The organism is Arthrobacter sp. RCC_34 (genome assembly GCF_041360795.1).
In the GTDB taxonomy this organism is placed as follows: Bacteria; Actinomycetota; Actinomycetes; order Actinomycetales; family Micrococcaceae; genus Arthrobacter_E.
Genome location: NZ_JBFUPW010000003.1, coordinates 67853 through 88707 on the forward strand (window position 1 = coordinate 67853; position 20855 = coordinate 88707).

General features: G+C 68.9%; 23 protein-coding genes and 1 pseudogene. 19 read left to right on the forward strand and 5 right to left on the reverse strand.

Annotated features, from left to right (window positions below):
- The first annotated feature begins 17 nt into the window (after positions 1-17).
- The 9 genes from AB6732_RS11970 (at position 18) to AB6732_RS12010 (ending at position 8100) form a co-directional block, all read left to right on the forward strand.
- Positions 18-827 carry an aminotransferase class IV gene (locus tag AB6732_RS11970; RefSeq protein WP_370960181.1) on the forward strand — a complete coding sequence of 270 codons (810 nt, stop codon included), beginning with the start codon at positions 18-20 and terminating at the stop codon, positions 825-827.
- A 126-nt stretch (positions 828-953) separates the two neighbouring features.
- Positions 954-2045, forward strand: coding sequence for a LacI family DNA-binding transcriptional regulator (locus tag AB6732_RS11975; protein WP_370960182.1), 1092 nt, complete (start codon positions 954-956; stop codon positions 2043-2045).
- Between the two features lie 158 nt (positions 2046-2203).
- Positions 2204-3520 carry an MFS transporter gene (locus AB6732_RS11980; protein ID WP_370960183.1) on the forward strand — a complete coding sequence of 439 codons (1317 nt, stop codon included), beginning with the start codon at positions 2204-2206 and terminating at the stop codon, positions 3518-3520.
- A 30-nt stretch (positions 3521-3550) separates the two neighbouring features.
- Positions 3551-4339 carry an alpha/beta hydrolase gene (locus AB6732_RS11985; protein WP_370960184.1) on the forward strand — a complete coding sequence of 263 codons (789 nt, stop codon included), beginning with the start codon at positions 3551-3553 and terminating at the stop codon, positions 4337-4339.
- Positions 4336-5538, forward strand: a complete 1203-nt coding sequence (locus AB6732_RS11990) for a GDSL-type esterase/lipase family protein (protein ID WP_370960185.1) — start codon at positions 4336-4338, stop codon at positions 5536-5538. The genes AB6732_RS11985 and AB6732_RS11990 overlap by 4 nt, the downstream gene beginning before the upstream one ends.
- A 184-nt stretch (positions 5539-5722) precedes the next feature.
- Entirely contained in the window at positions 5723-6634 is a 912-nt protein-coding gene (locus AB6732_RS11995; protein WP_370960186.1) for a lysine exporter LysO family protein, read from the forward strand.
- A 99-nt stretch (positions 6635-6733) separates the two neighbouring features.
- The gene (locus tag AB6732_RS12000) at positions 6734-7201 is read left to right on the forward strand and encodes a MarR family winged helix-turn-helix transcriptional regulator (protein WP_370960187.1); all 468 of its coding nucleotides are present in this window, start codon (positions 6734-6736) and stop codon (positions 7199-7201) included.
- A 78-nt stretch (positions 7202-7279) separates the two neighbouring features.
- On the forward strand, positions 7280-7756 hold the full coding sequence (locus AB6732_RS12005) for a hypothetical protein (RefSeq protein WP_370960188.1): 477 nt from the start codon (positions 7280-7282) through the stop codon (positions 7754-7756).
- Positions 7753-8100: a hypothetical protein gene (locus tag AB6732_RS12010; RefSeq protein ID WP_370960189.1), complete on the forward strand. Its 348-nt coding sequence runs from the start codon at positions 7753-7755 to the stop codon at positions 8098-8100. Before AB6732_RS12005 ends, AB6732_RS12010 begins: the two co-directional genes overlap by 4 nt.
- On the opposite strand, the gene AB6732_RS12015 is transcribed toward AB6732_RS12010, so the two are convergent.
- Positions 8058-9041 (reverse strand): GlxA family transcriptional regulator, encoded by a 984-nt coding sequence (locus AB6732_RS12015; protein WP_370960190.1) that lies wholly within the window; start codon positions 9039-9041, stop codon positions 8058-8060. The two genes, AB6732_RS12010 and AB6732_RS12015, sit on opposite strands and share 43 nt — an antisense overlap.
- A 70-nt stretch (positions 9042-9111) precedes the next feature.
- On the opposite strand from AB6732_RS12015, the gene AB6732_RS12020 reads away from it, so the two are divergent.
- Positions 9112-9519 (forward strand): nuclear transport factor 2 family protein, encoded by a 408-nt coding sequence (locus AB6732_RS12020; RefSeq protein ID WP_370960191.1) that lies wholly within the window; start codon positions 9112-9114, stop codon positions 9517-9519.
- 77 nt (positions 9520-9596) lie between these two features.
- On the opposite strand, the gene AB6732_RS12025 is transcribed toward AB6732_RS12020, so the two are convergent.
- Entirely contained in the window at positions 9597-11123 is a 1527-nt protein-coding gene (locus AB6732_RS12025; RefSeq protein WP_370960192.1) for an MFS transporter, read from the reverse strand.
- Positions 11124-11184: 61 nt separating this feature from the next.
- Between AB6732_RS12025 and soxR the strand changes: the two genes are divergently transcribed.
- Together soxR and AB6732_RS12035 are read left to right on the forward strand one after the other, a co-directional pair.
- Positions 11185-11637, forward strand: coding sequence for a redox-sensitive transcriptional activator SoxR (gene soxR / locus AB6732_RS12030; protein WP_370960193.1), 453 nt, complete (start codon positions 11185-11187; stop codon positions 11635-11637).
- 134 nt (positions 11638-11771) lie between these two features.
- Positions 11772-12458 carry a hypothetical protein gene (locus AB6732_RS12035; RefSeq protein WP_370960194.1) on the forward strand — a complete coding sequence of 229 codons (687 nt, stop codon included), beginning with the start codon at positions 11772-11774 and terminating at the stop codon, positions 12456-12458.
- A 118-nt stretch (positions 12459-12576) separates the two neighbouring features.
- Here AB6732_RS12035 and AB6732_RS12040 read toward each other — a convergent pair whose 3' ends face one another.
- Entirely contained in the window at positions 12577-13764 is a 1188-nt protein-coding gene (locus AB6732_RS12040; RefSeq protein ID WP_370960581.1) for an MFS transporter, read from the reverse strand.
- A gap of 268 nt (positions 13765-14032) precedes the next feature.
- Here AB6732_RS12040 and AB6732_RS12045 point away from each other — a divergent pair, with 268 nt between their 5' ends.
- Genes AB6732_RS12045 through AB6732_RS12055 form a run of 3 tightly spaced genes read left to right on the forward strand, consistent with a single transcriptional unit; the run spans position 14033 to position 16595 of the window.
- On the forward strand, positions 14033-15388 hold the full coding sequence (locus AB6732_RS12045; protein WP_370960195.1) for an MFS transporter: 1356 nt from the start codon (positions 14033-14035) through the stop codon (positions 15386-15388).
- 20 nt (positions 15389-15408) lie between these two features.
- Positions 15409-16173 (forward strand): SDR family NAD(P)-dependent oxidoreductase, encoded by a 765-nt coding sequence (locus AB6732_RS12050; RefSeq protein WP_370960196.1) that lies wholly within the window; start codon positions 15409-15411, stop codon positions 16171-16173.
- Complete coding sequence (locus AB6732_RS12055; RefSeq protein WP_370960197.1) at positions 16170-16595, forward strand: RbsD/FucU domain-containing protein; 426 nt, start codon at positions 16170-16172, stop codon at positions 16593-16595. Before AB6732_RS12050 ends, AB6732_RS12055 begins: the two co-directional genes overlap by 4 nt.
- A gap of 132 nt (positions 16596-16727) precedes the next feature.
- Here AB6732_RS12055 and AB6732_RS12060 read toward each other — a convergent pair whose 3' ends face one another.
- Positions 16728-17480 carry an IclR family transcriptional regulator gene (locus tag AB6732_RS12060; RefSeq protein ID WP_370960198.1) on the reverse strand — a complete coding sequence of 251 codons (753 nt, stop codon included), beginning with the start codon at positions 17478-17480 and terminating at the stop codon, positions 16728-16730.
- Between the two features lie 115 nt (positions 17481-17595).
- Here AB6732_RS12060 and trmB point away from each other — a divergent pair, with 115 nt between their 5' ends.
- The 4 genes and pseudogenes from trmB to AB6732_RS12080 form a co-directional block, all read left to right on the forward strand.
- On the forward strand, positions 17596-18546 hold the full coding sequence (gene trmB, locus AB6732_RS12065) for a tRNA (guanosine(46)-N7)-methyltransferase TrmB (protein ID WP_370960199.1): 951 nt from the start codon (positions 17596-17598) through the stop codon (positions 18544-18546).
- Entirely contained in the window at positions 18543-19196 is a 654-nt protein-coding gene (locus AB6732_RS12070) for a DNA-3-methyladenine glycosylase I (protein ID WP_370960200.1), read from the forward strand. The genes trmB and AB6732_RS12070 overlap by 4 nt, the downstream gene beginning before the upstream one ends.
- A 38-nt stretch (positions 19197-19234) precedes the next feature.
- Positions 19235-19465, forward strand: a complete 231-nt coding sequence (locus tag AB6732_RS12075; RefSeq protein ID WP_370960201.1) for a VOC family protein — start codon at positions 19235-19237, stop codon at positions 19463-19465.
- A gap of 15 nt (positions 19466-19480) precedes the next feature.
- Positions 19481-19579: pseudogene (locus AB6732_RS12080) on the forward strand (VOC family protein); the annotation flags it as partial.
- A gap of 51 nt (positions 19580-19630) precedes the next feature.
- On the opposite strand, the gene AB6732_RS12085 reads toward AB6732_RS12080, so the two are convergent.
- Positions 19631-20836, reverse strand: coding sequence for an ROK family protein (locus tag AB6732_RS12085; RefSeq protein ID WP_370960202.1), 1206 nt, complete (start codon positions 20834-20836; stop codon positions 19631-19633).
- Positions 20837-20855: the final 19 nt, after the last annotated feature.

Genomic DNA, 20855 nt, shown 5'->3' on the forward strand with positions numbered 1-20855 from the left:
ACGACAGGAGACACCTCATGGCGCGGCTCACACCCCGGGCGTTTCTGGACGGGAAGCGCGCGACGGCGGACGACCTCGCCTCGCTGGTCTTCGCCGGAAATGCGCATTTCACGGCGATGCAAGTGTCCGGCGGGGCGGTCCGTGGCCTGGATCTTCACCTGAAACGGTTGCGGGAGGCGAGCGACGAGCTCTTCGGCGCTCACGTCTCCGACGACCGTCTGCTCGCACTGCTGGCCGCAGCGATCGACGACGAAGGACGAGACTCGTCGCTCAGCCTTTTCGTGTTCCCGGGGACGGGCCCGGCGGAACTCCACGTCCTCATCCGCATCAGCGAACCCGCGGATCTCACCATGACGCCGATCCGGCTCAAGACCTTCGAGCATGAGCGTTTTCTCGCCCGGTTCAAGCACGTCGGGGAGATCGCCAAATCGTATTTCAAGAGCCTGGCGCAGCGGGACGGATTCGATGACGCCGCATTCGTCGACTCTCAGGGAAGGCTAAGCGAAGCCTCGATCTGGAACCTCGCGTTCTGGGATGGCGAGACCGTGCTGTGGCCGGAGGCCGATGTGCTTCCCGGCGTGACTCTGCAGATCCTTCGACGGCAGTTGGAGGCCGCAGGCATTCCCCAGACAGTCCGTCCTCTTCGCGCCGACGACCTCAGCAGCGCACTCACCGGCGTCGTCATGAACTCCTGGACCCCCGCGCTGCGGGTTTCAGGCATCGACGGTGTCCGGCTGGGGGACGGGACGGAATTCGCCGAACTCCTGCACCGGGCCTACGCGGCCGAGCCCCTCACCACTCCCGATGGCGTCACCGCCGTGGACTAGAGTGGCGAGGAACAGCCGACACCCCTGAGCCTTTCCGGCCGGTTCGACCTCCGCGCCGTTCCGCCGGGTGACCGATGGACGTCGTGTCGGGCAGAAGGTCAGGACCGCAGAGGAGGACGAGCCGCCGTGGCGTCAGGCAAGACTCCCTCGTCCAAGACCCCCTCGTCCCCCCGCCGGATCACCCTCAATCACGTGGCCGAACGGGCCGGCGTCTCGCGTTCCGCGGCTTCCTTCGTCATGAGCGGACGAACCGATCAGCGCCTGTCCGCCGAGGTGTTCGCCCGCGTCCGCGCGGCGGCGGAGGAACTGGGATACAAGCCGAATCTGACCGCCAAAACTCTCAGAACCGGGCGCTCGGGCACCGTGGCACTCGTGTCGGACTTCGTCAGCACCACATCGTTCGCCAGCACCATGGTGCGTGGCGCTCTGGAGGAGCTCTGCGAGCGTGATTCGCTGCTCTTCACTGTGGACACCCACGGGCGCGAGGAACTCGAATCGCGGCTGCTGGACAGCCTTCTGGCCCGCAACATCGACGGCGTCCTGTATGCCTCGATGTTCACCCGGTCCGTCACGGTTCCGCCGGTCCTGAAGGACACCCCGGTCGTCCTGCTGAACTGCCTCTCAGACGACGGTGGCGGGATCTCGGTGATCCCTGACGAGGCCTCGGCCGGCGAGGACGCGGCGCGTCTCCTCCTGGAGGCCGGCCACGTCCAGGACATCTGGTTCGTCGGTTCGATGCCCCCGGGCCAGGTGGGAGGCACGATCTGGCCCCCTTGGGCGCCACTCGCACTGTCGGAACGACGCGAGGGAATCGATCGCGCTCTGAAGAACGCAGGCACATCCCTCGCGGGCAGCGTGGTGGTGGAGGATGACTGGGACATCGCCAACGGCCGCGCCGCCGTCGCCGGGCTCCTGGCGAGCGGTGTACGTCCCCGGGCACTGATCTGCGTCAACGACGCGGTGGCCATCGGAGCAGGTCACGCTCTCCGGGCCGCCGGGCTCCGCATTCCCGACGACGTGTCCCTCGTCAGTTTCGACGGCACCCCACTGGCGCAGGCCGGCGAACCCGCGCTCACCACCATCGCGCTCCCCCACTTGGAGATGGGCCGCCGCGCCGCGTCCCTCCTCTTCGACACGGACCGCACTCCCCGCCGTATCCGGGTCCCCATGCCGGTGGTTCCCGGGGGTTCTATCGCCGGCCCGCGCACCGGTCCCTGACACCACGCTCCCGCACCTCCACCGACTCCATCAGGCATGCCGCCTTTTGTGTCTCATGACCTCTTTACAGCGGGTGCTAAATCGATCTAGCATTCAGGTGTCCGACCGAACGGCATCTCATTCAGCCTTCGGATGCTGGAGTACAAAGGAGTAATCACATGGATGGATCGCGCCGCTTCGGGGCGATGAGCCCCAACCCCTGGTGGGTCGGTTTCGTCTGTGGAATGGCGACTTTCGTGGACGCCGCCGCCACCACGGGCATCGGCATCGCGTTCGTCCTCTTCCAGGCGCCGGCGCCCGGCGCGCCAGGACTCACGCCGGATCAGATCGGGATGCTCACCGGTGTTCTGACCGCCGGCGTCGCCATCGGCTCGCTTCTGGGAGGTCGGCTGGGAGACCGTTTCGGGCGCCGGACCGTCTTCCTCACGACCATGGCCCTGATCGTGATCGGGGCGGCCACACCGTTCCTCGGCACCGGTTTCGGGACGCTTCTGCCGGGCGTCGCACTGATCGGCCTGGGTGTCGGCGCTGATCTGCCGGTCGCTCTGGCCACCATTTCGGAAGCCGCCACCGACCGGAACCGGGGAAAGATCATCGTGTTCTCCAATCTGCTGGGCGGATTCGGAATCCTCCTGGCGGTGGTGCTCGGCATTCAGTTCGGCGCTCTGGGTCCCGACGGCGGGCGGATCATCTTCGGCGCCTTCGGTGGCGCAGGCCTTCTGGTCCTCGCACTGCGCCTGACGATCCCCGAATCCCGGACGTGGCTGCTCGCCCGGAGTTCGGAGGAGCCGGCGGCCCGCACCACACGCTTCACCACTGCGCGGCTCGCCGATCTGGGCCAGGCGCCGCTGCGGAAGCCGCTGTTCATCCTCCTGGCGTACTACACGCTCACGTCCCTGGCCATCAGTGTTGCGGGCAGCTTCGGAACGTTCGTGGCGGTGAATGTGGCCCACCTCCCGGTCAGCGAATACCAGACCTGGACCCTTCTGGCGATGCCCGCGGCGGTCATCGGGGCGCTGTGGTTCATGTCCGTCGCCGACACCCGGTTCAGAATGACCTACTTCATCCTCGGAGCCGTCACCGTGGTCGTCTCCAATCTGGTGCCGGTCCTGTTCGGCTTCTCACTGCCCACCCTGGTCATCTCCGTGATCGGGTCGACGTTCGCCGGCGCATTCTGCTTCGAAACGATCATGAAGGTGTGGACGCAGGAGTCCTTCCCCACCATGCTCCGGGCCACCGCCCAGGGAACGATCTATGCCGTGGCGCGGTTCGCCACCGCCGGCCTCAACGTCGTCACCCCTGCTCTGCTCGCACTGAATCCCTTCGGTGTCTATGCCGGAGTCGCCGCGGTCGCCGCCCTCGGTTTCCTGATCGGATGGCTCGGCTTCCGCCGCAACACCATCAACCACTTCACCCTGCCGGGTCCCGGTCGGCCGTCCGCGTCCGCCCGCCCCGACGTCGTCGCCGCGCCCTAGTTGATTCACGCCTCAGGAAAGCTCACCACGATGGATCTCAGACCATTTCACACGACGGTTGACGGCCTCACGCTCCGGGGCTCCCACTACCTGCCGGCCGACCGCGCACCCCGGGGAACCGCCGTGCTGTTTCACGGGTTCGGGGGCTCCCGGGTGGAAACCACGGGCGTGTTCGTCACACTCGCCAGGGCCCTGACCGAGGCCGGGGTCGCCGTCGTCGCCTATGACCGCGCGGGACATGGGGAGAGCGACGGCGACTTCTTCCGCACCACCGCGTCGGGCGACATCCGCCAGGCGCACCGGGTCCTGGAGACGGTCACCCACCTCGAAGGGACATCGGGCGGTGAGGTGCATCTGGTCGGCATGAGCCTGGGCGCGGTGATCGCGTCCGTCGTGGCGGCGGAAAGCCCACTGCCGATCCGTTCGCTGACCATGTGGTCCACCGCCGCGGTCTTCACCGACGACATCAGATCAGGCCGGCTTCAGGGGAAATCCCTGGAATCCCTGGACACTGACGGGTTCTTCGACTTCCTCGGCATGCGGCTCGGCCCCGACATGCGGGACGACGCCCTGACGTTCGACGTGTACGGGCGCGCGGCCCCGTACCGGAATCCTGCGCTGCTGCTGCATGGCGACGCCGACTTCGTCCCCCTCGCCTACGCCGCCCGCTATCTCGAGGACGACGTCTTCGGCTCCCGGGCCGAATTGCAGGTCGTCTCCGGGGCCGACCACGGATGGGCGCAGCTTCCTCAACGGGATCGGCTGATCGAACGCACCACTGATTTCATCCTCAGCAACACCCACGGAAAGAAACCATGAACACCACCTCCCTTCGCGCCGGCCTCGGCGAAGTCGTCGACCTCGACGGCGGCAGCGTCCTTCTGAGTGGACATCTGGACACGATCCGTTCCTCCGGCGTCCGCCCCGTGCGGATCCCCACGGCGGCCTGGCAGAAGTTCCCGCCCCACGGCGAGAACCTGCGCGCGGTCACCATGCAAGCGAGCGGAGTGCGCATCGCTTTCGAAACGACCTCCACCCGGGTCACTCTCCGCGTCCGGTGCACGCGTTTCCAGGTCGAGGATTTCCTGGGCGCCCGCAACCAGTTCGTGGCCGAGGTCGGGGAACGCGAAGTGGGCCACGTCGAGTCTCCTGTCAACGCGGTCCTGAAGGTCAGTCTGGCAGGAGACCGGGCACAACTCCTGGGAGCCGGTGAGCCGTCGGACATCGTCTTCGATGCGCTCCCGGCCGGGCCGAAGACGGTCGTCATCTGGCTCCCACAGGGGATGATCATCGACCTGATCGGCATTCACGGCGACGCCCCCATCACCGCCTCAGAACCTCTCCGCCGCCCGGTGTGGATCCACCACGGAAGCTCGATCAGCCACTGCGTGGAGACCCCCTCGCCGACGGGCGTCTGGCCGGTCATCGCAGCCAAAGCGGCCGGGCTGGACGTCGTCAACCTCGGTTTCGGCGGGCAGTGCATGCTGGACCCGTTCGTCGCGGATGCCATCGCCTCGACGCCGGCCGACGTGATCTCCCTGAAGGTCGGGGTCAACATGGTGGGCGCTCGTTCCTTCGACCAGCGCACGTTCGCCCCGGCCCTGCACGGGTTCATCGACCGGGTGCGCGCCGGCCACCCGGACACACCCATCGTGCTGGCCTCGTCGATCCTGTGGCCCGGCAGCGAGGACACCCCCGGCCCGTCGGACGTCGAGTTCCTCCCGGGCGGCTCGCTGCGGTGCTTCACCGCTGGGGCCAAGGAGGATGTCCTCAAGGGAGCGCTGACCCTGCAGGAGTCCCGGCATCACGTGGCCCACGTGGCGGGGGTGAGGGCAGCCGCCGGGGAGAAGATCCACTACCTCGAAGGCTTGTCGCTCTACGGTCCGCAGGACACGAAGCGCTTCACACTGCCGGATTCGCTGCATCCCGACGCCGAGCTCTACGCCGAGATCGGGCAGAGGTTCGCCAGCGCCGTCTTCGGAGAGGGCGGCCTCGTGCCCCGGTCCACGTTGGGCTGAGGTCACCGGCGCGGCATGCCGGCTCCGGCAGTCCGTGCAGCGCGGCTGCCGAGCCGGGCCGCGCTGCTCTCGACATCACCTTTCCATGCCCGCAGTGTTACGGTCGCGCCAGGCGAAGCGGGCCCGCACCATCCGCCGCACGTCCCGCACACCCCGGCACATCCCGCACACCAGAGAGCGTTCCATGACCATCATCCAGTCGATCCTGCCCATCATGGTGTCGCTCCTCGCGGGTTACGGCCTGGGCAAACTGCTGCCCCAGCGGGCCAACACGCTCCTGATCAGGCTCATCGGCCCTCTCGTCTGGCTGTTGCTGTTCCTCATCGGATCGGAATTCGGCGAGGTCATCTCGACAGCGGAATCGGCGGGCAAAGTCGTGGGAACCGCCCTGTCCTTCGCCGTTCTGGCCACGCTGATCCCGTTCGCCCTGATTTTCGCCACCCGCCCTCGCTCCCTGATGAAGACCGCGGGCCGTCAGGGCTTCCGATGGACCCACCTGTGGCACCCCCTCAGAGAGTGCGTGGTGGCGGTGGCCATGGTGGCACTGGGCTGCGGGTTCCATCTGGCGAACAAGGCACTGTTCGACGGCGGCGTGAGCCTCCCCACGAGCTCCACCTTCCTCCTCGTTCTCATCGTCCTGGTCGGCGTCGATCTGGCGGAGACGAAGCTCGGATCGCAGTGGTTCACGTGGCGCAATCTCTCGATTCCGGTCCTCGTCGTCGCGGGTTCGATGCTGGCCGGGCTGATCGCTTCCCTGGTGACCGGCGAGTCACTGCGCACGTCTCTGGCCCTCACCAGCGGCTACGGATGGTTCTCGCTGTCGAGCGTCCTGGTGGGGGACGGACTGGGCCAGACCTACGGCACCATGGCCCTGATGATCGACCTCGCGCGCGAGCTGCTGGCGATCGTCATTCTCTACGCGCTGGGGAGCAGCCACCCCCACGCCGGTATCGGCAGCGCAGGTGCGACAGCCCTCGACTCCACTCTGCCGATCATCAAACAGGCATGCTCGCCGGAGGCCGTGCCCACCGCCATGGTCAGCGGGCTGATCCTGACCGGGCTGGCGCCGATCGCGATCACCACGGCGCTGGCCTGAGAGAATGGCCGGACCGCGCGCATTCCAGGAACCGCCCATCGGGCGAGAACACCGGGGTGCGGCGACCAGCTCCGTTTCTCTCCTCAGGTGGTGACTCCCGTGACCGACCAGCCCTCCGCGGCACCTCAGCAGGGACGCACACGCCGGCAGCCCCCGGCGTCGCCGTCGCTCGCTCTGACCATTCTCGCGGGCGGAGTCCAGCAGGACATCGACAGGATCCTGGCTGAGCACGGGATGACCCCTCGCAAGCACGGTGCGCTGGGGCACATTCACACCGAGCCGGGGATCTCCATCAGCGAGCTGGCCCGGCGCTCGGGGATCACCGCGCAGAGCATGCACACGCTGATCGCCGCCCTCATCGCGGACGACCTCGTCCAGAGCACGATCCCCCGGCCAGGAGCTCCGGCATCGCTGGCGGTGACTGATGCCGGAGCGCGCCTTCTCGCAGCCATCCGGGCAGAGCTCGCAGTGCTCGACGAGCGCTTGTTCGGCCCGGCAGCGTCTGCCGAATGGCAGGCCCTGGCCCAGGCCGTCCACGATGTGGCGGAGCTCCGGAAACGGCCCTGAAAACCCGGCGGTTCACGGCAGAGCGCAACCTACCCTTCAGTTAGACTGCAAGGTATCAGTTTGACTGAAAGGTAGGCAGTGAACAACGTCATTCTCATCGCGCATGTCATCGGGGCCATCGTGCTCATCGGCCCGCCGACGGCCGCCGCCAGCATCTTCCCCCGCCACGTCACCGTCCGGACGTCCGGCGGGACGGAACCGGAGGGACCGGGCGACGCGTCCGGATCAGCCGCGCAGAACCCGGTCCTCCTCTCGGCCTTGCACCGCCTGACCCGCGTCTACAGCACGCTGGGGGCATTGGTCCCCGCGCTGGGCATCATCCTCGCCGCGAGGATGGGGATCCTCGGCGACGGCTGGGTGATCACGTCCATGGCGCTGACCGTGCTGGCGGCCTTGATCCTCGCCTTCGCCGTCGTCCCCCTTCAGCGCGAGGCGCTCCAGGGCGCCGTGGAACCGCCTGCGCTCCTCAAGCTGCGGGCCTCGGCGGGCGCGTTCGCCGTCCTGTGGGCCGTCGTAGTCGTGTTGATGATCCTTCGGCCGGGAGCCTCCGCATGAGCCCGCAGGATGAACGCACGCCGTCCCGAGCGGTCCTGAGGGCTGTGCCCTGGATGGGGATCGTCGAACTGTGCACGCTCAGCGTGATGCTTCTCAATCTCCTGACGCTTCGCGACCGGCTCATCCCGGCAGTCGTGGGTCCGCTCCACGGGCTGACCTGGGTGGCGCTCGTGATGGTGGCGGCACTCGCCGGGGGACTCTCCCGCCGGGACCGCGTGCTCCTGGCGATCCCGGCGATCGGAGGGCTGGTGGCCGCGGCCCGGCTCACGGGACGTTCAGGCAGGAAGTACCGAGGTGAACGTCAAGACCGTCCTGCCGCCCCAGCCGAGAACAGCTTCCGATAGTCCTGCAGCGACCGCCCCGTGCACCGCTTGAAATGAGTCCGGAGATTGGCGCCGGTCCCCATGCCGACCGCCCGGGCGATCGCTTCCACGGAGAGCTCCGTGCTCTCCAGATACTCCTTGGCCCGGTTCACCCTCGCCTGGATGAGCCAGCGTCCGGGCGGCATCCCGTGCTCCGCCGCGAATCGCCGTTCGAAGGTCCGCGCGCTCAGGTGGGCACGTCTCGCCAGGGATGCCGTGGTGTGGTGAAGGTCGAGGTGGCCGAGCAACCACTCGACGAGCTCCGCCGTCGCCTGCCCCCGGTCTCCTCCGAGCGGCGTCTCGATGTACTGGGCCTGCCCGCCTTCCCTGAACGGCGCCGCGATGCACGCCCGCGCCACCGTGTTGGCGACGCGCGTGCCGTGATCGGTGCGGATCAGATGCAGACACAGGTCGAGACCGGCGGCCACCCCGGCCGAAGTGAGCACCTCACCCCCATCGACGAACAGCGCCTCAGGCTGGACGACGACGGACGGGTGCCGCTGGGCCAGAAGGTCACCGTGCCGCCAATGGGTGGTCGCGGCCCGCCCGTCCAGGAGGCCCAGGGAGCCGAGCAGGAACGCGCCGGAACAGATCGACGCGATGCGCCGGCCACGCGGCGTCGCAGTCTCCCCCAGAAGCGTCGCCAGCCCTCGGGCGAGGCGGTCGCTTTCAGCGGGATCCAGGAGGGACTCGCTCGAGCTGACGATCACGACATTCGCGGACCGCAGCTTCTCCTCGAGCGGTTCGGTCGTCAGGGTGAGACCCTCGGCGGTGACCACCTCGCGCTTCCCGTCCGCGGACACCACGGCCACCTCGTACAGCGGCGCTCCGGCGCCGTCGCGCGCGGCGCCGAAGATGCGAGACGGGATCCCCAGCTCGAACAGGGGCGCCCCGGGGACGGCCACGGTCACGATTCTCTGCATGGCGGAATCCTTTCACACGGTGACGATTCCGCCACTGTCGCCGGGGCGGCCACCTTGAAAAGCTGGAGTCATGAACACCACCACGACCACACGCGACGTCGTCGACGCCTTCTTCGCAGGCTTCGCGGCCGGCGACCTCGACGCCGTCAAGGCACTCTTCGCACAGGAATTCACTCTGACGGTCCACGGGAGCCCCCGCACACCCTGGGCGGGCACCCGCCACCGCCGCGAAGAACTCGACGGCTTCTTCGCCGCCTTCGGCGCCCTGGGGCCGGCCACCGAGTACGCCATCGAGCACCTGGTGGTCGACGGCGAGCACGCCGTCGCGATCGGCCGCAACGCCTTTCCCGTCACAGCCACGGGAAAAACTTTCACCAACGCGTTCGCCCTGCACTTCACCGTGACCGACGGTCTGATCACCGGATACCGCATGCATGAGGATTCGTACGCCATCGACCAGGCCTTCACCGCCTCCTGACAGACCACCGGGAGGGCCCGCCGGGTGCACCCGGCGGGACCTTCAGGGTTCTTCGTCCGCACGGACGGGTGGCGGCCTCAGCGAGTCCGGACCCGCCCCGCGCACGCCACGGACAGCAGCGCCACGCACGCGGTCAGCGCGAAGACCCCCAGGAACGCGCCACCTGCCCCGAGCAGGTGGAACACCAGACCGGTCGCGGCCAGGGAGAGCGCTGCGCCCACGGAGTCCGCCACGTTCGCCGCGGACCCGTTGAACCCCTGGTTGCCCGGCGTCGAATACGACAGCACCATCACGCTCAGGCGCGGACTCATCAGCCCCATGCCGCCGCCCGCCAGGATCCAGCCGACGATGATGACCGCAGGCGGCAGGCCGCCGAAGGTGGCCGTGAGCACGATCAGGATCGACAGCGCCAGCGATGCCGCACCCAACCGCACCGCGCCCACATTCGAGAGCCCCGTGGACAGCCGCCCCTGGATCGCCGAGCCGATGGACCACGCCACCGCGGAGAGCGTCAGGGCCAGCCCGGCGGTCGCGGGTTCGAAATGGTGCCGGTCCATGAGGAGATACGGGACGTAGACTTCGGCCCCGAAGAATGCCGCGGCGATCAGGAACTTCACCAGGATGACCGACGGCAGGCCGCGCCGTCCGAGCAGCACGCCGGCCGGCAGGAGCCTGCGGACCGCGAGCAGCGCGACGACCGCCGCGAGCACCGCCACCGGCACCGCCCACGGGCCGGTCTCCACCGACAGGTTCAGCCCCAGCACGGCCACGCCCACCACAGCGGCCACCGCGAGGCGCCGGCCGGTGGACAGGCGGCTCGTGGACAGGCGGGAGCCTTGCACGGCGCCGCCCGCCGGGGTTCCTTCCGGCACCTGCCCGCCGACGACGACCTCCCCCGCCTCGTCAGGCGACGCGTCCGCGGGCGCCGGGCCGGCGTCGTCGTGCGCGGGCTGAGCGGCCAGTCGCCGCAGCGCGGGCAGCAGCAGAAGCAACGCCGGCACCACCAAGACCACCACGCCGAGGAAGACCCAGTGCCAGCTGATGTACTGCGCCACGAGTCCCGCGCCGAACGGCCCCACCATGGACGGCACCACCCAGGCCGCCGAGAAAGCGGCGAAGATCTTGGGGTGCAGCGCGGCGGGGTAGGCGCGGGCTACGAGCACGTAGAGCACCACGTTGATCGCGCCTCCGCCGAGACCCTGGATGAGCCGACCGGCCAGGAAGACCGGCATGGACCCCGCCAGGCCCGCGACCAGGAGACCGAGCGCGAAGACCGCCGTGGACGCGAAGAGCGGGAGGGCCGGGCCTCGGCGGTCGGTCCAGGCGCCGGCCAGGACCATGCCGATCACGCCGCTTGCGAGCGGTCCCGCGAAAGCGAGTGCGTAGAGGGCGGTGCCGTCGAGGTCGCGGGCGACGAGCGGCATGACCGTGGTGACGGCCATGGCTTCGAACGCCGCGAGGAACACGAGGGCACAGGCCCCCAGGGTCGTGAGGAGGTGGGCGGGAGAGAGCACGCCCGGGGTCCGGGTCGGCGCCGTCTCCGGTCGCGCGCCGGGCGGCAGCTGGTCCTCCCGGGTGGCGGAGGAGGTGCGAGGGGATTCCATGGTCCCGACGCTACGACCTCAACTATGGTTGAGGTCAAAGCCCTGAGCGAGGAGGATCAGCATGCCCCAGATCCACGGCGGGAAACAGCACGAACTGAGCATCGGGGAACTGTCCGCCCGCAGCGGCGTGCCGGTCTCCGCGCTCCACTTCTACGAACGGCAAGGCCTGCTGCGCGCCGAGCGGAACAGCCTCAATCAGCGCCGGTACGCCCGGGACGCGCTTCGCCGGGTCGCGTTCATCCGCACGGCGCAGCGCGTGGGGATGGCCCTCAAGGACATCGGCGCGGCACTGGACTCTCTCCCGGAGCAGCGCACGCCCACCAAGCGCGACTGGACCCGCCTCTCGCGGCTGTGGCGCGAAGAGCTCGACGCCCGGATCGCCGCCCTCACGCATCTCCGGGACGACCTGGACTCCTGCATCGGCTGCGGCTGCCTCAGCCTGAAACGCTGCGCCCTCCAGAACCCCGACGACGAACTGGGCCGCACCGGCAGCGGCCCGGTCCTCTGGGAATAGCCCCGGCCTTCCCCCTTCGATCGACTGCTCCATACGATGCCCCAGACTCGGCGTGTCGCGGGGAGAACGACATCCTGTGGAGCAGTCGATGGGCAGGCGGAGGGGAGGGGTGCGCGGTCAGTAGGATCGGAGCCATGATCCCCGCGCCTCCCGCCCCGTCGGCATCCGGCACCGGCACCTCCCCGGTCCGGCAGATCCTGTGGCTCATGCTGGCGGTGGTCGTCGGGGTGCCGGCGTTCATCGGGTCGTGGATCGGGCTCCTATTCCTCGGCGAGCACCTCGACTGGGGCCTGAGCGCCAACCAGGTGTTCGCGTGGGAGCTCGCCGCCGTCGTCGCGGTCGTGCTGTGGCCGCTCGCGATCCGCGGTTCCCTGCGTCAGTTCTGGCACCAGCGCGGCCGGCGACCCGACCAGGTGACCGCCTGGGGATCCGAACCCACGACGCCGGTGCCGAAGGTTCCGCTCAGCGTCGGGCAGCGTATCGCCCGTGTGACGGTGGTGCTGTTCGGAGGGGCGGGCATCCTCGCGATCTGCGGACCGCAGGAGGTCTCGCTCCTGGTGCTGCGGGCGCTGGGCGTCGTGAGCCTCGGACCGGCGTCGCTGTGGGGCGCGCTCCAGCTCGTCACCTTCCTGCTCCTGCTGGCGCTCCTACTGCCGGTCATGGCCCTCACGGAACGTTCGCTGCGCCGGCACCCGCGCGGCAGCGTGGAGCGCTTCCGCCTCGAAGTGCAGCAGCACTGGTACCTGGCGGCCGCCACGGCGTGGGTCATCTGCGTGGCGATGGGCCTGATGTTCGTCTGGCTCGTGGTCGCCTACCTCTGACCCCGGCGCCTCCCCGGCCCTCTTCTTCTATCGACTGCTCCACACGAGGCTCGAAACCCGGCGTGTCGCGGGGAAAACGACTTCCTATGGAGCAGTCGATCGGCGTGAGGGGCCAGCCCTACTCCACCAACCGCCGTCGCCCGGCCAGGTAACCGAAGACCGCGCCCAGCACCGAGATGCCCAGGAACACCCAGCCGGCCACGGTGAACGCGCCCGTCGCCTGGTGGACCTGCGCGACCATGAGCGTCCCGACCGACCCCACGCCGTAGCCGACGCCCTGCATCATGCCCGACAGCCGCGCCGCGGTGTGCTGATCCTCGGTGCGCAGCATGATCAGCGTGAGCGCCACGGCCGTGAGGGCGCCCTGGCCCAGGCCCAGCAGGGAGATCCACGCCCAGATGCCCTCGATCGGACCCAGGATGCTGAGCGCGAACCCCGCACCCGTCATGAGCGCCAGCACCACATTGATCCCGCGCTGATCCCAGAACCGGGCCGCGAGCGCCGGAGCCACCAGGGAGCCGAGCATCTGCAGCAGGATCGACACGGACACCATGATCCCGGCGGTGCTCCCGTCGATCCCCCGGTCCCGCAGGACGGGGGCCAGCCACGCGAAGACACTGAAGGAACTCATCGCCTGGAGCGCCATGAACCCCGTGACCTGCCATGCAACCGGCGAGCGCCACACATTCGCGCCGTCGTGGTCGACGGCCTCGCGGTGGTGCGGCGCCTTGAGCGCGAGCGGGGCGAACAGGAGCGCGACGACGGCGGCCGGTGCCGCCCAGGCGAGCAGCGCCGTCGTCCATTGGCCGGTGAGTTCGAAGATCGGGTACGTGAATCCCGCGCCGAGGGCGGCCGACGCGCAGATGGCGGTGGTGTAGAGGCCGCCCATGAGGCCGAGCCGGTGCTGGAAGTCGCGCTTGACCACCGTCGGCAGGATGACGTTGCACAGGGAGATGGCCGCGCCGCACAGGGCCGTTCCGAGCAGCAGCATCGGCAGGTGGCCGAGAGTTCCGAGGTCGGCGGGACGGACCAGGAGACCACCCGTGAGGACCACCATCGCCCCGAGCAGCACCCGTTCGGCGCCGAACCGTCGCGCCAGGACCGGGGCCAGCGGAGCGAAGACCCCGAGCAGGGTGGCGGGAACGGTGGTGAGGGCGGTGACGGCCCATTCCGGGATGGCTCCGGCGGCACGGATCTCCACGAGGACCGCCGCGAAACTCGAGAACACGGTGCGCAGATTCAGGCCGATCAGCACCAGACAGACCCCCAGGAACGCGAGTCGGGTGCGGCTGGGGGCTGGGGTCATGGTCTGCGTGTGCACGGTATCCATTGTGGTCTTCCCTGCCGAAACAGCGAGTTTCCGCCGAAACAGTGTGTTTACTACACGGTTTCGGCGGGAACCCACTGTTTCACGGGTCCGGCGAGGGGCCCAAGGAGGGCGCGCCCTGCGAGCGCGAGCCGGAACTACCAATCTCTCCAAAAAACCTCCTGTGCACATCTTGCACACGTAGTGCAGATATCGCTACTGTGATGTAGGCCTCATCAGAGACCGCGCAATGAAGCGAGGAGTCATCATGAACATCCCAGTGCCGGAGAATGCTTCCGCCACCCGTCGGCCGGATCCTGGATCCCTGCCGGAAAGGACCCTGAGGAAGGTCCGGTGGCGCATCGTCCCGCTGATCGTCCTCCTGTATCTGATCGCCTTCCTGGACCGGAACAACGTCGGATTCGCCAAAGGACCACTCACCCACGACCTCGGCATCAACGACGCCGCCTACGGTCTGGGAGCGGGGATCTTCTTCATCGGCTACGTCCTGATGGAGATCCCCAGCAACGCGGGCATGTACCGCTTCGGGGCTCGGCGCTGGATCGCCAGGATCCTGATCAGCTGGGGCATCCTGGCGACCGCCATGGCCTTCGTCTGGAACGAACCGTCCTTCTACACGGCGCGATTCCTGCTCGGCGCTGCGGAGGCGGGGTTCTTCCCCGCCGTGCTGTTCTACTTCACCCTCTGGTTCCCCACGGCTCAGCGCGCGGCCGTCCTGGGCCTGTTCATCATGGCGCAGCCCGTGGCGAACGCGCTGGGTGCCCCGCTGTCCGCCGCCCTCCTGAACCTGGACGGATTCCTCGGGCTCACCGGCTGGCAGTGGATGTTCATCATCGAAGGCGTCCCGGCCGTGGTGCTGGGTGTCTTCGTGCCGCGTCTCCTGACCGACCGCCCGTCCGAGGCACGCTGGCTCGCTCCGGACGAGAAGGCCTGGCTCACCTCCACCATGGAAGCGGAATACGCGGCCAAAGCGCTCCCGGGCAAGCATTCGTTCCTTCAAGGCCTCCGTGAACCGCGGGCCTGGGCTTACGGCCTGCTCAACTTCGGCATGGTCTGCGGCATCTACGGCCTCGGACTGTGGCTCCCGACCATCGTCAAGGGACTGGGCGTCAAGGACAACACCTCGCTCGGCCTCCTGGTCATGATCCCGTATGCCGTCGCCATCCCCTTCGTGTACTGGTGGGCGAAGCGCGCGGACCGCACCGGACGGCGGGCCCTGCACGCGTCGCTCAGCATGGTGCTCGCCGCCGTCGGCCTGCTCGGCGCGGCATATCTCCTGCCCGTGAACGCGGCCTGGGCCATGGCCGCGCTGTCCGTGGCCGCCGTCGGGATCTTCTCGGCCGGCGCACCCTTCCTGTCCATCCCCTCCGCAGCTTTCGCCGGCGCGACGGCGGCCGCGGCCCTGGGCCTCATGAACTCCCTGGGCAACGTCGGCGGCTTCGTCGCCCCGTACCTGGTGGGCCTCATCAAGCAGGCCACCGGGAGCGATCAGCTCGCCCTCACCTTCCTGGCCGGTTGCCTCACCCTGACCGCGGTGCTCGTGTACGCCTACGCGAACCGGCGGCCGGAGGGCAACTCCCGCATCCCGCAGACCACCCCGTGAAACACCATCTGGAGGAAACCATGACCACACAGCACCTCGCCGGCACCACCGCCCTCGTCACCGGAGGAAGCGTCGGCATCGGACGCGGGATCGCCCTGTCCCTGGCCCGTGCCGGAGCCCGGGTGGCCCTCACCTACCGCAGCCACGCGCCGGAGGACTCGCTCCTGGACGAACTCCGGGCGCTCTCCGGGGCAGAGCCTCTGGCACTCCAGGTCGACGCCACCGACGAGACCCAGGTGAAGAACCTGGCGGACGCCGTCGGCCGGGAGTTCGGCCGGCTGGACGTCCTGGTCAACAACGCCGGGGGCCTGGTGCAGCGCGCCACGCTCCGGGAACTCGATCTGGACCTGTGGCACCGCATCCTCAGCGTCAACCTGGACACGACGTTCCTCATCACCCACCACCTCAAGCCGCTGCTGCCCCAGGGCCGTGGCCGGATCATCAACATCGCCTCCCTGGCCGGGCACAACGGCGGGCACCCCGGCGCCCTCGCCTACGCGACGTCCAAGGCCGCGATCTTCGGCTTCACCCGCTCGCTCGCCCGGGAGGTCGCGCCCGAAGGCATCACGGTGAACGCCCTGGCGCCCGGCTTCATCGAGGCCACGCCGTTCCATGACACCTTCACGACGGCGGACTCGAAGAACGCGACGGTCGCCACCATCCCGGCGGGCCGGGCAGGGGTCCCCGACGACGTGGCGGACGCCGTGCTCTGGCTCGCCGGAGAGGGATCCGCCTTCGTCACGGGAACGGTGATCGACATCAACGGAGGTCAGTACGTCCGATGATCCGCGGATCTCTCAAACACCCCGTCGTCCTGGCGGCCCTGGCGGGCGCGGGCCACAAGTCGACCGTGCTGATCGCGGACCTGAACTACGCGGCCTCCACCGCGGTGGCCGCCGGAACCCCGACGGTCCACCTGGCCCTGACCGCGGGGACGCCCACGGTGCCGGAAGTGCTGGACGTGGTCCAGGGAGTGATCCCGGTCGAGCACGCCACGCAGATCCGCCCCTCCGAGGACGCGCTGCCCAGCCCCGTGCAGGACGAGGTGCGGACTCTGCTCGGCGTCCCTCCGGAGCTCGTGAGCCGCGAGGACTTCTACCGGCTCGCCCGCTCCGAGGACCTGGCCCTGGCGATCATCACGGGCGACACCCGCCGCTTCGGCAACGTCCTGCTCCGGATCGGCGCGCTCACCGAGCCGCCCTACTGAACAACGCCACCACCTGAGGAACTGAGTGACGACGACGGCGACGCTCCGCACGGCGGGGCCCCCACCACCGTGCGGAGCGTCGCCGTCGTCGTCACCCGGCCACCCTGTCGCAGAGTCGGTGAGGACGCCCGCTCAGGACGCCGCCGGGCTCCAGCCGAGCGACGCGGACACGGCGCGGGCGGTCTCCAGGAGCTCCGGGAGCAGTTCCCGCAGGCGGGTCAGGTCCATCTGGGACTTGATGGCGGTGATCGAGATGGCGCCGGCCGCGGTCCCGGCGTGGTTCCAGACCGGGGCGGCGATGCAGTTGGAGATCTCCTCATACTCGCCGTCGTCGTAGGCCCAGCCGGTGTCCCGCACCTCGTCCAGGCGGCGCAGGAACTCCTCGCGCGAGGTGATCGAGGAGGAGGTGAAGGGCCGGAAGGTGATCCCGTCCACGATCCGGTCCCGCTGTTCGGGGTCCATGAAGGCCAGCAGTGCCTTGCTCACCCCGGCGGTCTGCACCACCACCTGCCCGCCGATGCGGGTGTCGAGGTGGATCGAGTCGGCCGGTTCGATCTTGTCGACGTAGACCACAGCGTCACCGTCGGGGACGGCGAACTGCACGGTCTGCCCGACGCGTTCGCTCAGGTCCACGATGAACGGGTGCACCATGGTGCGCAGATCGAACTGGCGGAGCGCCGAGTCGGCCAGCGCGGCCAGCCGGAAGCCCACCCCGTAGAGGCCACGCTCGTCCCGCCGGATCAGCCCGCCGCCCGCCAGGGTCTGCACGAGGCGCAGCGCCGTGGTGCGGTGCACGCCGATCATGTCCGCGATCTCCAGCAGGGTCCGGGGCCGGACGCTGCAGAATTCCAGGATGTCGATGGCTCGCTGAACCGTCTGACTCATGGGGCCTCCCTTCAACTGTGCAATAGTTGCACACGCCGGCCCCTCGCCCAAGGCGCGTCCACCCCGGATGAATCCCTGTCACCCCTCCCCGGTACTCTGGAAAGCGATGAACGGCATGGAATCCCCAGACCCCGCGAACGTCTCCGAGAGCGCCCCCGCCTCCGAGCCGCGCGCCCCGCACCACCCCGTCACCGAAGGCAGCCAGGCCTCCTTCGGGACGTACCGGCGCAATCCCGTGAGCTTCGTGCGGCGCGGCACCCGTTTGCAGGGCCGCCGTCAGGAAGCCTGGGACGAGTATGCGGACCGCTTCGTGGTGGATGTGCCGCGCCATGTCGCCGACACCTCGGTGCACCCCGAGTACCGCTTCGACGCCGAGGCCGCCTTCGGCCGCAAGGCTCCGCTCGTCGTGGAAGTCGGCTCAGGCCTGGGCGAGGCTGTCACCCACGCCGCGGCGGAACACCCCGAATGGGACTTCCTGGCCGTCGAGGTCTACACGCCCGGACTTGCCAACACCCTCGTGAAGATCGCGCAGGCCGGCCTGACGAACGTCCGCGTCGTCCAGGCGAACGCCCCCGAGGTCCTGACCACCATGCTGCCGGCCGGCTCGGTGCATCAGGTGTGGGTGTTCTTCCCGGACCCCTGGCACAAGGCGAAGCACCACAAGCGGCGCCTCCTTCAGCCCGCCTTTGCCGAGCAGGTCGCCCAGGCGCTCGAGCCGGGCGGGCTGTGGCGGATCGCCACCGACTGGTCCAACTACGCCGTGCACGCGCGCGACGTCGTGAACGCGTCACCGGATTTCGAGAATCTGCACGACGGCGAGCGCGCCGGTGCGGACAGCCCCCTCACGCAGGTGTGGGCGAGCGGCGTGGAGACCGTGGTGGGCGGCGCACCCGTGCGGGAGGGCCGCGCTCCCGTGAGCACGGGCCACACCGGCCCGAACGAAGGCGTCGACGAGCTGGGCGGCTGGGCACCGCGCTTCGACGGCCGGACCCTGACGAGCTTCGAGCGCAAGGCCCTGGAGGCCGGGCGCATGGTATTCGATCTGACGTACCGGAGGAAGCCATGACCGAGACGCTCGATCCCGCCGCGGCCCGCGAGGCCACAGCCCAGGGCGCCCCGGCGAGCGGCGCCGTGCTGTGCGAGGACGGTCTGCGCCGCCCGGCCTGGGCCGCCGTCGACGGCATGATGCGCGAGTACTACGACACTGAATGGGGCATGCCCGTCCGTGACGAGCAGGGGCTGTTCGAGCGGATCTCGCTGGAGGGGTTCCAGGCGGGTCTGTCGTGGGCGACCATCCTGCGGAAGCGGCCTGCGTTCCGGGCCGCGTTCGCGGACTTCGCCCCGGACGTGGTCGCGGCTTTCACGGACGACGACGTCGAGCGGCTCATGGCGGACGCCGGCATCGTGCGGAACCGGGCGAAGATCCTGGCCACCATCGCCAACGCGCGCGCCACCGTGGCGCTCCGCGAGGAGGGCGGACTCGTGGATTTCGTCTGGTCCTTCAAACCTGCCGAGACCCCGGCGCCGCGCACGTTCGCGGACGTCCCGACCGTATCGGACGAGTCCAAGGCCCTGTCCAAGGCCTTGAAGAAGAAGGGCTTCAACTTCGTGGGGCCCACCACCATGTACGCGCTCATGGAAGCCATCGGCATCGTGGACACGCACCTGGTGGACAGCCACCGCCGCGGGACCTCCGGGGTGTGGACGAGCGTCTAACGAGCACCAGAAAGCACGACGAGCAAGAGGAGCACAGCATGTCCGCAGCACTGACCCGCGTGGTGATCTCCGTCCGCGCCCTGGAACCGGCCCTGACCTTCTACCGCGACCTCCTCGGTCTTCCAGCACAGCTCTCTCCGGGCTTCGCCATGCTGACGGCGGGCAACGGCGTCGAGGTGTTCCTCCACGAACGGGAGAGCCAGGCGAGCGACCTCTCCGTCGCCGCCACGTTCACCGTCTCGGGCCTGGACGCGCTGTGCACGCGGTGAGCGGCGCAGGGCGGCGAGGTCGTCGACGCGCCGGAGACCCGGCCGTGGGGCGACCGGATGGCCGTGGTCCGCGACGCCGACGGCCACCTGGTCTGCCTCGTCGAGGAGCGCTGAGGGCCCCCGAAACGAGGAGCCCATCTCCTGGTTGGCGGCATGCAGGTGGAATCAGATGGCTCGCATGCGAGTGTCCAGCTCACCGTCGACTGCGGTGAACGCCAAGTGCGCGGCGCCGCGGACGGTGGCCTCTGCCCCGAGCGGTGATGTTTCAATCCGTGGGGCGATGATGTGAGCCCGGGCGTGCAGCCGGTCCTGCAGCGCAGGACCGATCTGCGCACCGACACGCGAGATGCCTCCACCCAGCACCACGAGTTCCGGGTCGATGGCCAGCGCCACGGCGGCCAGGCCGACCGAGAGCCGATCCAGATACGAGTCAACCGCGGCCGAGGCTACTGCATCTCCGTCCTGCGCCCTGGCGAAGACGGAGAGCAGATCGTCTCCCTGCGCCCCGCCGTCGTTCAGGAGCTGCCGGGCCGATCCTTCCCATTGGAGTTCCGGCAACTCCCCCACCATGCCCGCGGCACCGTTCGTTCCGCGGAGGAGTCGACCGTTGATGACGATGGCCGAGGAGGTCCGGTGGCCTCCGAGCAGGTAGACGAAGCTGTCTGCCCCACGGCCGGCTCCCCATTGGTGTTCTGCGCTGGCCGCGGCCATCGCGTCGTTTTCGATCAGGATGGGGCAGTCGAAGACGGCAGCCAATCGGCCTTTCAAAGGGAGACCACCCCAGCCTGCATGGGACGGGCCGATCACGATGCGCCCACTGCGGTCCACCACGCCGGGAAGTCCGACACCGATGGCCAGCAACGGGGGGCTTCCCGCCCGGGCGGCAGCCTCACTGATGACGCTGACCAGAAGGTCCAGCTGTTCGGCGGCCCCGATGCCCTCGTGGTTGGCCACCCGGTGGTCAGCCAGCAGTCCCTCGTTGAGGTCATGAAGCACCACCCGGATGGAGTGAAGCCCCAGGTCAACGCCCACGACCGCTGCCGCGGGGGCGTTTAACGCATGCCGTCGGGCCGGCCGCCCCATCCCCTGCGAAGCCCGGTCACTGAGCACCCACCCGATCTCCTCGAGCTCTCCCACACCTACCCCCGCGGTGGGGCGAGAGACGTCGATGCGTTCGGCCAGCTCCCCGAGCGTCAACGGTCCGGATCCTCGAAGGGCACGAAGGACGGCCAGACCATTACGTGTCAGCGCCGGAATCGGTGCCGTAGCAGGGATGTTCATGAAATGCCTTTCGTTACTTTGCACCATACCTCTTGACGCGCTGAGATTGCAGGCCATAAGGTTCACGAGACTTATGGATTTCATTTTCATAAGTGTTTGCGAGTCGCCA